The sequence below is a fragment of the Methylobacterium sp. J-090 genome (genome assembly GCF_022829345.1).
GTDB lineage: Bacteria > Pseudomonadota > Alphaproteobacteria > Rhizobiales > Beijerinckiaceae > Methylobacterium.
On the sequence record NZ_JAKSXV010000091.1, the window covers coordinates 18,281 to 31,862 of the forward strand.

Below are 13,582 nucleotides of genomic sequence, written 5' to 3' on the forward strand. Positions count from 1 at the left end.
GAGACCCGGCCGTTCTACCTGTTCGGCCTGCTGACGGCGGCGGACGTCGCGCGCTTCAGCGGCATCGACCACGTCGCCGCCATCGAGTTCGGCGTCGCCGAGGGAGCCGGCTTGCGTGCCCTCTCGGAGCTCGCCGCCAAGGTCACCGCGCTGACCGGCGTCCGCTTCACCATCTACGGCTTCGACACCGGGGCGGGCCTGCCGCCCCTGGTCGATGTCCGCGACCATCCCGAGATCTGGCAGGCCGGCGACTTCCCGACCCGCGACCCCGACGCGCTGTCCGAACACGCCACCATGGTGTGGGGCGACATCGCCGAGACCCTGCCGGGCTTCATTGCGGAGCTGACGCCGGACATGCCGGTCGGCTTCGTCAGCGTCGATGTCGACATCTACCGCTCCAGCGTCGACTGCTTGCGGCTGTTCTCAGGGGCGAAGGCCGACTGCCTGCTCCCCGTGGTGCCGTGCTACTTCGACGACACCATCGGCGGCCCGGCCCGCATTGGTAGCCTGTTCCGCAACCGCTGGTGCGGGCAGCTTCTCGCCATCGACGAATTCAATGCCGACGCGTCGATGTCGCGGAAAATCGATATCCTTAGAACGCTGCGCTATCGCCGACCGTTCACCGACGAGCCCTGGCTCGAACAGATGTACGGTCTCCACGTCCTCGATCATCCCCTGCGCCAGCCCGGTGCGACCCGCCGGGCGCTCAGTATCGGCGGCCATGCGGCCGAGGATCGGATGACCTGGCCACTTTAGGGACGTTCCCATCCTCTCCGCAGACGGCCGCAAGCGGGGTTCGACCCGAGTCTTTTGGGATGGCCTATGATCTGCGTGGAGTCCGAACTTCAACGACTAAAAAGGAACCTCTGAGGCGTGTCGCATCCCTTTTCCCGACGCCCCGACTGGACGGGATTGTGCGACGAGCTTTTCGGGTTCGGGACAGGCACCGGTCTCGATGAAGTCGCGGGTGCTCGACTTCGCGGTTACGTCCAAGGCTTGGGGCCTGCCGCGCGCAATGATGACTCGATCTGGAGCGACTACGCCGGTCTCTACGGCGAGAGCCTCGCCCAACTTGCGAGCGACGACGCGGTCGCCGCCGCGCAACTCGTGGAACGGCTCTACGCGACGCCGTTGACCCATGGATTTTTGCAGGGCCATCTCGTCCACGAATCCCTGACGACCAATCCTGCGGCGCGCCTTCATGTCGGGCGAATCATTCTCGACCGTTTCGTACGACTTTCGGAAGCCGTCGGTGCCGGGCGGGTGCAGAGCCGCGAGCACGGACAGACCCACTTCGTCATCGAGGCCCTCGACGTCCTGATGGCGGCGATTGAGAAACGGATCGGATTCGATCTGGCGCCACCCCAGCAAGCCGGCGATCTATTCGGCTTGCGTCTGGCGAAGGGGATCTACTCCGACCGCCACTTCGACGGAATTTACGGAGCTTGGCGGGCGCACCGAATCGCACGCGATTTCGGTTTCGAATCACCTTCGCTGCTAGAAATCGGCGGCGGGTCGGGTCACCTTGCCTACTACGCCACGTGCATGGGCTGTAACCGCTTCGCCATCGTCGATCTTCCCCCGGTCCTGGTGCCGCAATACATCTTGCTCTCCACAGCCTTCGGACCTGATGCGGTCAGCTTCGGCTATCGCACGGAGCCCGGAATCACCCTCGCAAACGCCTATGGCGAAGACGTGGGCCGATTCATGGACTGGGACGTGGTGATTAACATCGACAGCATGCCCGAGATGGCGCCGGCGGATGCGGGGCGCTACCTCGACCGCATCCGGCGGGGCGGCCTGTTTCTCAGCATCAACCAGGAATCCGCTGTCCAGAACGGCGATCATCGTCAAAACGTCGTCGCCGACCTCGCCCGCGAACGTGGGTTCCGCTGCCACACTCGCATGGCGGCTTGGCTTCGTACTGGATGGGTCGAGGAAGTGTTTCAGGCTCCTTGACTTACATTTCCCCTCATCGAAATCTCTTCGGTTTTTTCAGTAGTCGTGTTCGCCGTCATCGTCTTTTTTTTCACGAGTTTTGTCCCGCCCCTTGAGATAGATCGTAGACCCCGTTTCATAATAGGCAGAATAGTTTAGTTTTTGGGTGAGCGGCGAGCATCGCGAGCGTTGGGAGAGTGTCTGACGCTGACTTAGGAACCCCGATGTGGACGCCCACTGCCCGCGCCGAGCTTGCGCGCGAGAGCCTGCCTGACGCACCCAGCCTCAGCGATGCCGGGTAGGCGGTGCTTGCGCCGCTTCTGCCTGCGCCGTCGAGCATAGGCCGCCCACGGCGCCGGCCCCTGCGCGCGGTCTTCGACGACATCCTGTACGTGCTGCGGACAGGATGCGCGTGGCGACATCTGCCGCTGGATTTCCCGCCGTAGAGCACGGTGTATTGCTGGTTCTTGCGCCTCTTGCAGACAAGCGTGTTCGAGCGCCTCGCCCATACCCTCACGATGGCCGACCGTGAGGGTATGGGCGAGGCAAGCCCGATCGGCTGTGTCGTCGATGCGCAAGCCGCCCGCTCGGGTGGCGTGGGGGTGGCAGGCGAGCGCGGTTACGATCTGGCTCGGCGGGTCGTCGGGGGCAAACGCCACGCGCTTACGGACACGGACGGCCGCCTCCTCGTGGCTGCGGTCTCACCCGCTGACGTGCACGACAGCCACGGCGCGATTGCTACTTCGAGCCTCGCGTGGACTGTTCCCCTTCCTGGCCTACTGCTTTGCCGATCGTGCCAATCGAGGCGAGCGCGTTGGCGCGGCCACGACCATCACGGTCGAAATCGTCGAACCCGAGGAGGGCCAGAAAGGCTTTGCAGTGCAGCCCAGGCGGTGGGTCATCGAGCGGAGCTTCGGCTGGATCGCCCGCAGCCGCAGGCTGGCCCGCGACCATGAGGCTACTCCATCTTCTGCGCTCGCCTTCTTCGTCCTCGCCGCAGCCATGATCCTCGTCAGACGGATGGCCCGACCCTTATGAAACAGGGTCTTAGAAAAAATTTTTATTATAAGAATATCTTTTGAACAATTATGAAATATTCAATGTATGGAACACATCTGGAGACCAAGCCAAGCTACTTGCGTTGCGTCGACATTGATCAAAGTATTGATTTAATTGGTTTATCTGAGATTGGTCTGTAATGTATGAATCGCCAAGCATATAATTTTCAATTTCTCCTACAATAATTTCGTCATTTGTACCTCGCGATCCTCTAATTATCAGGCGGGGTATAATTTCCATATACTCTAATGACCGCTTAGCCGCATTAATAGAGACATTTCCAAGCTCAATTTCATTTACTATAGATGGAATTAAGCCGACTAAATGACCACGAATTCGTTCAATTTGTAAAGATCTTATAATCTCAATCTGAATATCATTTAAGCGTTTTTTAATAAACTTTGCAGGAACACCGCCATAGATGCTGAATGCTTGAGTTCTTTTCTCAACAACCGCACCTGCGGCTAATAAAGTGCCGTCACCTATATCAGCGGCGTCAAGGACGCAGCAGTTTGCAGAAATGATGACGCCGTTTCCTAATATAACACCACTTGTTTTGATTTCCAACAGATTCTTATCCGATTCATCTAATTGGCTAGTAAGTAACTTGCCATATACTCCTACAGAGTGATTGAAACTAAGTAAATTATTGTGTTCTCCGCCTACAATAATTTTCGATGAGTGATGCGATTCGCAAAAGGCACCTGATTTAAATAATAAAGTCGGACTCTTTGGATTGCTAGCCAAAAAAATAATTCTTTTTAAAAGACCTACGGAGTATCGACCGAATAAAAGCACTGAGTTATCAATTTTAAATTCGATTTCATAAGGAAATAAGATTTCACCAACTAGATGCTCAGTCCCCGGACCCAAGTTAAAATTGTAAAAGATCTTACCTGATAGCCTCATAGTAGACGCCTCTCCAATGAATCAGAATTTTCGACTCTAAATTATAAGACATAATAAACAAAAACTATCGGTTGACCGTTAGTTTTTTTAAATTTAAAAACATTAAACTAAGAAAACTATTGCTATGCTATGTATGCGATAGCGAAGAGCCCTGCTGAGTCTTTTCGTTTCAAGTCACTCATGTGAATTACGCCAATATTACGCGTCTGATTATTAAAAATAATCTATATCGATTATTTGTATTACGATATTATCATCTCGAATTTATTACGGAATTATAACCGTTGATTTAATCTAATATATCGTTTTTGGTCATATACAGATATTAAATATCTTTTTTACTAAGGATTATCCAAACGTTATATAGCATTAATTTTTGATAATTATTTTTTCGTTTTATAAAAACTGTGTATACTGATGCAGATTTTTTAATCCTCTATTTTTTGTCGCTATTAACATAAATTTAGATCGAATTATATTTCTTATCGCTTCGCCACGCGTATGGCAGACATCTTTCGCATCTAGAGGAAGCCTTACAAACCGATAAAAACGGACTGATCACTTTAACGTTTCATTAACCCTGTTTGGATTGTACGGCGGTTGGGCGCGAATATTTGAGTTGCAGCCCTTGTCGTTGCCAACCCGGTGACGCATCTTGCACTCATCGGGAGTTGCAAGCCCCGGTGTCAGGTCTCGTCCTTGCAATTGGCTGGTTTCCGCCGAGACGTCTTTGCCCCCTTGCCGGGGGGCGGCCATCAACGCAGTTGCCGCCGCATTGACAGCCTGGCCACGCACTCACTGTTCGAGGCAGAGAGCACAATGGTTACCTCCTTCTACGGCGAGGCTTCGTCCTCGCGCAACGGCTCCGCACGCGTTTTCCCCGTCGCCGGTCCTGACCGCGACCCGGTGCGTTCCGAGACCGCCCTCCCCCGCCCCCTCGACACCCGTCGCATCCTGCTCCGCGCCCTTGCCGGCGGGAATGCGGTCGAGCTCGGCGCCCTCGTGGACCTCCTTCCCGACCATCCCCAGCCGATTTCGGCCGTTTTCGACCTTGTCGATGCCGGCGAGGCGCTGATCGACATCGACGCCGGTTTCGATGGGTCGATGCGCGTCTGGCTCTGCCCGGCGCCCCTCGCCTGAAGTCTGTGCCAGCGCGCCGTCCGGGCCCATTCGGACGCCGGATCGCATGTTGGTCGAGGCTCGCGTCGCGTCCGCTCCGAAGGTGTGGCTGTCTCCGCATTCGCCCTCATGGCATCGCCGATTGACGGCGCCGTCAGCGCGATGACGGCCTGGGTTTCAGCGTTCCGATGCCGCAGCTGAATGTTGCGGTCGAGCGACGATCCCCCTCGCCGGGCGCATGGCCACCGGGCCTGTCGAAGGATGTTGGCTCGCCGCCGATAGTCCTGACAAGCAACTCATCGCGCTCCGGGGCATCGCTCCGGGCCCCCGCTCCCCCTGTCCTTCGATCCCCCCCCTCGCGTCGCCCCTGGGCGAACGCTCGCAGGAGATTGCTGCCATGATTCGTCACTTCCACGAGACGACCGTTTTCCCCCCGACCGCCCTGCCCGCGGGTCAGGAAATGGACGAGCGCATTCCGCCCCGTTCCGGCGCATTCGGGGCTGCCGCGTCCGAATCGACGCCCCTCGCCCGGCGCTTCGACTGGCTCCTCAATGCCCTGCCGGTCGAACGCATGCCCCTTGACCGGTCCCTCCTGCGGGCGGTCCGCCGGTTCGATCCCGACCGGCACCTCGTCCTGCGCCGTATTCGCTGCACCGACGGCGCGGTGTTCGACCTCGTCGCTCTCCCGCGGGACAGCGAGGCACACCCGGCCCGCCTGTACGGGCTGCGTAAGCTGCGCGCCCGCCGCCATCGCCTCGGGCGCCCCATGCGCCTGATCCGTGAGGCCGTCGTCGACCGCGAGCCGCGGCTGTCGAATGCCCGCCTCATCGACGAATGCGCCGGGTACCACCCTTCGGCCTGCGCCACCGAGCGGCTGATCCGGCGCCTCGACAGGGAGGGCGGATCGGCCCGCCTCGAAGCCTGCCTCCCCGCGTTGCGCGGGGCGTTCGATCCGGCCTGCACCCTCCTCGCTTTGGTCGGATCGAAGGTGGTGGCCATCGATCTCGAACAGCCCCTTGGGCCGGACAGCCGGGTGAGCCTGATGCCGCGACGCGTCGACTTCGCCTTCGCCTGAGATGGACCGAACGGCGTGTCCGAAGGACCCGCCGTTCCCCCATCCGCGCCGCGACCACGTCCCGCTCCCCCCGATTCCGAAAGGCTCCCCCATGCCCACTTCCCTCGACCAGGATGCCGCGAACGCCCCTGCGACCGACACTCCGTCCCCGCCCCGCTCCACGCCGGACACGATCGATTCGGGCGCCGCGCCGGAGACCGATGAGACCCCCGCAGCCGAAGAGGCCGACGCTTACCTCGACCCGTTCTTCGACCTCAGGGCGGAGGGCGAGCCGCGGGGCGGCCGAACCCGCACCGGGGCCGGCTTTCCGAATGCGAATCCCGCCAACCTCCTCGCCGAACTCGTCCTTGCCCGGGCACTCGGACCCGCCGGCCTTCGGCGCATGCGCTCGGGGCCCAACGAGGTCGTTCTTCTCGTCGTGCCGGATGCCCGCTGGGTGGCGCCCGTCGAGAGCGTGATCCATCGCGATATGCGCAACTCCAGCGTGATGCGGGTCCAGACGGAGCGGCTGCGCGAGCGGCCGAATGTCGTCGCCGACACGATGATCGGCTTGGCGCAGGGGCGTCTCGTCGTGATGCTGACAACGGCGCTCGACGCCGTCCCGCTTGCCCTGCGCACGGCCGCCGACCGCGTCGTCACCCTCATGGTGCCGAACGCGGCCGTGGTGACCAAGGCGATCGGGATCCTCACGGGCCGGCGACCGAGATCCCGCATCCTGGCGTCCGATCTGGCCGGGCTCAGCCTCGACGATGTCGCGTCGGCCATGCGGCCACGCTCGACCCCCGACGCGATCGTGCGGCGCCTGCGTCGGAGCGCGACCCGCCTGGCCGAGGCCTTCGATCTCGAAGACGCCCCGGAGCTCGCCACCCTCGCGGGCTACGGAACCGCGAAGGACTGGGCGCTCGGTCTCGTGGAGGACGTGGCGCGGTTCCGGGCCGGGGAACTCGACGGCGCCGAGCTGGAGAGCGCGATTTTCTCGGGGCCCCCGGGTACGGGCAAGACCCAGCTCGCCCGGGCGGTGGCCCGCGCGACCAGGCTGCCCCTCATCGAGACGAGCATCGGGGACTGGATCTCGGATTCAAGTTTCCTCGACGGCGTGCTGAAGAAGCAGAACGGGTTTTTTGACGCCGTTCTCGCCCAAGCGCCCTGCATCGGATTCATCGACGAGCTGGATGCCCTACCGAGCCGCGACCGCGTGTCGCAGCGCAACGCCGATTGGTGGAACGTCGTCCTCACCAACCAATTGCTTCGGTGCGCCCAGGTGAGATCGTCCGGCACGGGTGCGATTCTGCTCGGCGCCACGAACCACGCCGAGCGCATCGATCCGGCCCTGCGCCGTCCCGGACGGTTCGACCGCATCTTCGTCATCGCCCCGCCCGACGCGGCCGCGCTCGCCGCGATCCTGCGCGCCCATCTCGGATCCGACCTCGACGGCGTCGACCTGTCGGACGTCGCCCGCCTCGGGCAAGGTTGCACTGGCGCCGATGCGCTTGGCTGGATCCGCAATGCCCGCCAAACGGCCCGGCGGGCGAACCGCGCCCTGCGCCTCGACGACCTCCTCGCCGTCGTGCGCCCCGAGGACGCGCGGCCGCCCGAATTTGTGTGGGCCGTCGCCCTGCACGAGGCCGGTCATGCCGTGGCGGCACTGCGACTCGGTATCCCCGTCGAGCGCGTCTCAATCGAGCCCCGCGGCGCCGCGGCGGGCTGGACCGAGCTCAGGCGCAGCCACGTGGTGCCGACCCGGGCGCGCATCGAGGCGGAGATCATCGAGATCCTGGGCGGACGCGCGGCGGACATCACGCTGGGATCGGGCCCGCATGCCGGTGCCGGTCACGACCTTCGGCTCGCGACCGCACAGCTGACGGCCCTCCATACGGCGCACGGCCTCGGCGATACCCTGCTCTTTCGTGGCGAGCCGGACGGGGCCGCCGGTCTCGTACTCGCGGATGCCAGCCTCGCGCTGCGCCTCGAACGCGATCTCCAGCGCCTGATGCAGGCGAGCCTTCGGCTCATCACGAAGAACCGGGGGGCGGTGCTGGCGCTGGCCGAGGCCCTGATCCGGCGTCGGGTGGTGACCGGCGCCGAGGTGGCGGCCATCGTCTCGAGCACCCCGGAGACCGGCCGGTCACCGCCGCGACCGTCGCACGATATGTCCGAACGAACGGCGCGCGGCGCCTGATCCGAGGCATGGGGGCTTCCCCCATCGCCAAGCGATTTCGCCCGCTGGCGATCCCGCGATTGCCGGTGTCCCGGCCGGTCGCGGCATCGCCAGTGCGGGACAAACGCCCAAGCCAACGTGCCGTACCCCGCCGGCTCCCGTCGAACCCGCATCCCCCGCCCGCAAAAAAGGACCTTCGACATGAACCAGTCCCGTTCTCTCGAACTCTTCCTGCCCGTCGACGACGCCGTGCGCCTCGAATCGGCGTTGGCTGCCTTCGACCGGCTCACCGCTGGCGCCGCGCCCGACCGACATGAGCTGTCCGCGGCGCCGATCCTGTCGGGATGGCGCCGCAGCCTGATGCCGGCCGTCGAACCGGTCCTCCTCGGGACCGTCTCGGGGCATCCGCACCTCTCCGGTCGGCGTGACGTTGCGACGTCGCGGCTCCTCGCCCTCGACCCCGTCGACGGTTGGGCCCGAACGCTCAGCCGCTGGTATCGCCTTGGCGCCCCGGCAGAATAGGGCCCCGTTCCCGCCCCCGCCCCACCCCTCAGCTCACCACGTAAAGGGTATCTCTCCCATGCTGACCGATCTCCCGCAGCCTCTTCCACGCCGCCGCGCTCCGCCCCCGGCGGTCGCACCCACGCCCGAGCGTACGATCCTGGTCTTCGACCTCGAAACGGTACCCGATCTTGAGGGCCTCGCCCGGATGTACGGGCTTCCGTCTCACGACATGGCCGGCGCGGAGGCCCGCCTCAACGGCAAGTTCGCAAAGCTTCCGTTCCACCGCATCGTCTGCGTCGGAGCGCTGGCGGCGCGCCGGGACGGGGGCGTCTGGCAGGTCGAGGCGATCAGGGCGCCCCATTGCGGTGATCATGACGAAGCCGGTCTCATCCGGGACTTCGACGCCCGCGTCGCGACTGCCGCCCCGCAGATCGTTACTTTCAACGGAAACAGCTTCGATCTGCCGGTCCTGCGGTATCGCGCCCTCGTCAATCGGGTCGCGATGCCGGGGCTGGCTCGCCGCGCCTACTTCCAGCGGTATTCCGATGCGGCGCTCGACCTGTGCGATGTGCTGTCGAATTTTCAGCCGGGCGGCAAGGCTGGCCTCGATGCCCTGTGTCGCGCCCTCGACGTGCCCGGTAAGCCCGAGGGAATCGATGGCTCCCGGGTCTTCGAGTTCCTGCGCGCTGGCCGCATCGCGGAGATCGCCGCCTATTGCCGGGCGGACGTCGCGGCGACCTACCGGTTGTTTCTCGCCCTGCAGCACATGCGCGGCGCCATCGGGTCCGATGAGTACCGAGCGAGCGAGGCCAACCTCGACCGGTTCCTGTCCGGGGCGCCGTCGGACTGCGTGACCGGCGCGGCGTAAGCCTCGCCCGCCTGTCCCGTCCTCTGCCACTTGGTGCGGGCGACGCCCTCCCCTGCCCGTGCGGCGCGGCGCTGGCGTCCGTCGCCGAATCCCGAGTTTCCGCCGCGAGATCGAGGCGGCCATCCAGTCTTGGCCCGCAATCGATTCCGTCCTGTCCTCGAACCGACGGGAGTTCAAACCCATGCCTGAAATCGAGGCGTGACCGACCGTCCGGTCCGCCTTCGCCCCTGCCTGACGCGCCGTGGCCAAAGCCCCCCGTCCCCGCAAGTCGTTCGTCTTCCCAGCTTCGGAGTACCCGCATGACCATGATCCTGCCCTCCATCCTGCACGAGTTCCGCCTCGCGACGCAGATGTCGTGTCCGACCCCGGGCACCAGCCTGCGCCTCGTCACCGACCGCCTCTCCGGTCAGCAGGCGCTCGCTGCCGACTGGAAGGACCTCGGCCACGTCTGCGCCTGGCTCAATCGCAACAGGCGCAGCGGCGCCTACCTGCTCGTCGGGCATCAGGACGGCCGCAGGCGCGTCCGGGTTGGCGAGGGCGTCAAGCTCTGGCGCCGCCTGCCGGATCACCGGGCGGATGCGAGTCTGGGCTTTGTCGACGAGATCTACCTCCTCCTCTCCACGGGCTTCAACAAGAGCGCCACCGTGTATCTCCAAGAGCAGCTCTCCGAGATCGTCGAGGGCGAGGCGGAAGTCGACTGGCACAAGGGCTGCCGTCACCTTCAGGATTTCCCCCTGAGCGAGGAGGATCGCAAGATGCTCGACCTCGCCCTCCTCCTCGGTTTAAACCTTCTCAACGCCGCCGGACTGCGCCTCCTGCGGCCCGAGCAAAGCCGGCTTGCCGGACAGGTGATGGCCCTGCTCACGACGCCGGGTCAGCTGGCGCGCGCCCGGGCCTGAAGCCCCCGGAACTGAACTCAGGGAACGGCCGATTCTCACGAGGTCCTTGGCCGTTCCCGTCCTCGCCGGCCGGCATGGTGGCTGGAATCCACCCACCAACCCTAGCGGGTGACGTGCTGGACGACGCGCATCAAGTCACCGACGGCTACCAGCCGGCCAGGCAAATCCGAATGCGAGGCGGCACCGCGTCCCACAGGGTCATACGTCCCCGTGTCGGAAGGGGACCACGAGCGCCGCAAGATCGGCTTCCGAAGCGTCCGATTTAGCTAGAGGGGGGCCTATCGCTCGTCCCGTACCGGGCTTTGGAACACACCCTACCGCATCAAGTTCATCCTTTTGACGGCAGTGGAACCGGCGAGGCTGAACGTGACCGGCAGCAAACGACCTTCACGCCGCCTCCTGCTTCAATTTGGGGGCGGCGTCGCCGTGCACATGATGACGGATATCGCGCGAGCCGCCGACGCCGAGCCGGGGTCCGCTGCACCGACGGGTCGCAGACCGAAGACCCTTGATACGGACTACTTCAAGGGCATGTACGCCACCGAATCAGACCCCTGGCGTTTCGCCACCAGCCCCTACGAGCGTGACAAGTACGCGGCCACCCTCGCGGCCTTGCCCCGAGAGCGCTACGCCTCAGCCTTGGAAGTCGGGTGTTCCATTGGCGTGTTCACGCGTCAGTTGTGCCCCCGCTGTGACCATCTCGTCGGGCTCGACGTGGTCCCCACCGTGCTGGAAGCCGCGCGTGCCCGGTGCGCCGATTGCCCGGATGCGACGTTCGCATTGGCCGCCGTTCCGGGCGCATGGCCGGACGGCAAGTTCGATCTGATTCTGATATCCGAGGTGGCCTACTACCTCGACCGACCGGATCTCGCGCGTCTCGTCAAGCGTGTCGAGGGGGCTTTGATACCCGGCGCGGACATCGTGCTGGTTCACTGGCTCGGCGAGACCCATTATCCGCTCTCGGGTGACGAGGCCGCCGAAGGTTTTATTGAGGGCGCACGCGGTTTCGCGCATGTCGTCAAGCAATCACGCACCGCAGAGTATCGGCTCGACGTCCTGCAAGCAACCTAGCTCGGATCATTGGCAGTTCGATCGTTTGGGGGGCGGCTCGGGTCACCGATCGAATACGGACCGCTGCCGCATCCGACGGCGCGGTCGAGGGCGGATCGCGCCGCCGAACCATATCACGGCTGTCCCACGGAGTGGTCGATCCCGCTATTGCCGGCCGGAGCCTCGAAGCCAGAGGCGTCCTTCGGCCTTGCAAATCAATCGGAGGAACGGTCCTCTGCCTTCGCCGCCGAGCGACCCTTTCGACGTGTCTGCGCCATTGCGAAGCGGTAGAGCACCACACCGGCGGCCATCAGTATCACGCCGGCAAGCGATTGGGCCGGACGGACGGCGATAAGGTGGATCATCATGAGTAGGGTGACGGACAGAAAGATCACCGGCGTGATCGGGTAGCCCCAGGTTCGACAGGGCCGAGGCAGGTCCGAATCCCAAATCCGAAGCTTGATCAATCCAAGGACAGTCAGGAACGAACAGAAGATCAGGCTGAACTGGACGAAATCCAGCACCGCCTCGAAGCTCTGCGTTAGGAGCAGGAGGCTGGCAATGGCGCATTGCAGCAGGAGGGCTGTCCGGGGCACGCCGCGGCGGGAGTGGCGCGCGAACAGTCCCAGCATGGGCACGTCCTCGCCCATCGCGACCGTGACCCGCGGACCGATCCACATCATGGCGCTGATCGTGGGAATAAGGCCGGCGCAGATGAGTCCGCCGACGAAGCGGCCGCCCTGTTCTCCGAAGATGTGACGGCCGGCGATCAGAGCGACATCCACTTGGCCGGCGAGCTCCGACAGGGGCGTGGTGTAGAGGAACACCGCGTTCAGGGCGACGTAGAGCACCACCACGAGACCGGTTCCGACGAAGAGTGCGCGCGGCAGGCTGCGCGGCGGGTCGGCAAGCTCGCCGACGATGTAGGTAGCGGCGTTCCAGCCCGAATAAGCGTACATGACGAAAACGAGGCTCACGGCGAAGTTGGCGCTGACGATCTGCGTGGGGACGAAACCATCGGGCGAAAAACTGATTGATTCGCTTCCACCTTTGGCGAAGCCCCAGCCGATGAACGTCACGATTAGCCCGAGTTTCAATAGCGTGGCGCTGACCTGAAGGACGCTGCTCTGGCGTGTTCCCCGCAGGTGAACGTAGGTCACGCCCCAGATCACCGCGAGGCCAAGGGGGAGCGGTGGGACAGCAGGCAGGATCGTTTTGGCGTATTGCCCAAACGCCATGCCGGCGAGGGCGACCGGGGCGCTGAATCCAACCGTGGCCGAAAGCCAGCCCGCCATGAACCCCACCGCCGGACCGTACATCCGCGTGAGGAAATTGTACTCCCCGCTGGAGCGGGGAAACATCGTGGCGAGTTCTGCATAACAGAACGCCCCACACAGGGCGACGATTCCACCGACGAACCACAACAGCAGTAGCGAGAAGCCGGATTGGATGTCGGTGACTTGGAAGCCGAGGCTGGTGAAGACGCCGACGCCGATCATGTCGGCGACGACGATGGATGTCGCCGTCAGGGTCGACACCGCAGGGGTGGTGCGGCCTGGGTCTGAATTACCGGTCATTGCATCCTGCCGGTGGGGCCTTCTGGCACGATAGCTTGCCCACGAACGCCGTCGACTGGATATCCTGAAGTGGCGACATGCCAATGGCCCTTAGAATAGCGCATGGTGATGTTGTCGTCGTGAACCGATTTCCCGCACTTGGGTGAGCGGTTCGGGCGCCGCTTCTGCGACCCATCATCGCCACTTGATGATCTCCTCACCAAACTGCCTGTTCGCCGCTCCATTCATGCCAATTCGTGGTCGGTGAGGTGGACCATACTGGGCTTACGTTCGAAATCACGCCAATTCCCTGGACAAGGGCCGGCAACGATGGACCGTGCGCGAGCCCGAGGGCGCCGGTGAGGTGGGGGATCAGCGGCCCGTCGCGACCCGTTATGACCGCCTGTCCTGCAACGACCTGGCCGCCTGTGTCCTCGTTTCCTGTGT

Annotated in this window: 11 protein-coding genes and 1 pseudogene; 10 read left to right on the top strand and 2 right to left on the bottom strand. The window is 63.2% G+C overall.

Translation table 11 applies throughout. From position 1 onward, the window contains the following. Nucleotides 1–111 precede the first annotated feature (111 nt). From MKK49_RS16225 to MKK49_RS16235, 3 genes and pseudogenes are all read left to right on the top strand, one after another. Nucleotides 112–756, top strand: coding sequence for a hypothetical protein (locus MKK49_RS16225; protein ID WP_244030239.1), 645 nt, complete (start codon nt 112–114; stop codon nt 754–756). Between the two features lie 117 nt (nt 757–873). Then, the gene (locus tag MKK49_RS16230; RefSeq protein ID WP_244030241.1) at nt 874–1,959 is read left to right on the top strand and encodes a hypothetical protein; all 1,086 of its coding nucleotides are present in this window, start codon (nt 874–876) and stop codon (nt 1,957–1,959) included. A 203-nt stretch (nt 1,960–2,162) separates the two neighbouring features. Then, nucleotides 2,163–2,976: pseudogene (locus tag MKK49_RS16235) on the top strand (IS5 family transposase). A gap of 48 nt (nt 2,977–3,024) precedes the next feature. Here MKK49_RS16235 and MKK49_RS16240 read toward each other — a convergent pair. Next, nucleotides 3,025–3,906 carry a hypothetical protein gene (locus MKK49_RS16240; RefSeq protein ID WP_244030243.1) on the bottom strand — a complete coding sequence of 294 codons (882 nt, stop codon included), beginning with the start codon at nt 3,904–3,906 and terminating at the stop codon, nt 3,025–3,027. 906 nt (nt 3,907–4,812) lie between these two features. Here MKK49_RS16240 and MKK49_RS16245 point away from each other — a divergent pair. The 7 genes from MKK49_RS16245 to MKK49_RS16275 all read left to right on the top strand — a co-directional run bounded on the left by MKK49_RS16245 (nt 4,813) and on the right by MKK49_RS16275 (nt 11,600). Next, nucleotides 4,813–5,046: a hypothetical protein gene (locus MKK49_RS16245; RefSeq protein WP_244030245.1), complete on the top strand. Its 234-nt coding sequence runs from the start codon at nt 4,813–4,815 to the stop codon at nt 5,044–5,046. Nucleotides 5,047–5,422: 376 nt separating this feature from the next. After that, a complete protein-coding gene (locus tag MKK49_RS16250) occupies nt 5,423–6,100 on the top strand; it encodes a hypothetical protein (RefSeq protein ID WP_244030247.1) in 678 nt (225 codons plus the stop codon). Between the two features lie 91 nt (nt 6,101–6,191). Then, nucleotides 6,192–8,279: an AAA family ATPase gene (locus MKK49_RS16255; RefSeq protein WP_244030250.1), complete on the top strand. Its 2,088-nt coding sequence runs from the start codon at nt 6,192–6,194 to the stop codon at nt 8,277–8,279. 180 nt (nt 8,280–8,459) lie between these two features. Next, entirely contained in the window at nt 8,460–8,780 is a 321-nt protein-coding gene (locus MKK49_RS16260) for a DUF6634 family protein (protein ID WP_244030252.1), read from the top strand. Nucleotides 8,781–8,838: 58 nt separating this feature from the next. Continuing rightward, nucleotides 8,839–9,630 (top strand): 3'-5' exonuclease, encoded by a 792-nt coding sequence (locus MKK49_RS16265; protein ID WP_244030254.1) that lies wholly within the window; start codon nt 8,839–8,841, stop codon nt 9,628–9,630. Between the two features lie 299 nt (nt 9,631–9,929). Beyond that, nucleotides 9,930–10,529 (top strand): hypothetical protein, encoded by a 600-nt coding sequence (locus MKK49_RS16270; RefSeq protein ID WP_244030256.1) that lies wholly within the window; start codon nt 9,930–9,932, stop codon nt 10,527–10,529. Nucleotides 10,530–10,964: 435 nt separating this feature from the next. Next, nucleotides 10,965–11,600 (top strand): SAM-dependent methyltransferase, encoded by a 636-nt coding sequence (locus MKK49_RS16275; protein ID WP_244030304.1) that lies wholly within the window; start codon nt 10,965–10,967, stop codon nt 11,598–11,600. Nucleotides 11,601–11,794: 194 nt separating this feature from the next. On the opposite strand, the gene MKK49_RS16280 is transcribed toward MKK49_RS16275, so the two are convergent. Further along, a complete protein-coding gene (locus MKK49_RS16280; protein ID WP_244030258.1) occupies nt 11,795–13,156 on the bottom strand; it encodes an APC family permease in 1,362 nt (453 codons plus the stop codon). Between the last annotated feature and the right edge of the window lie 426 nt (nt 13,157–13,582).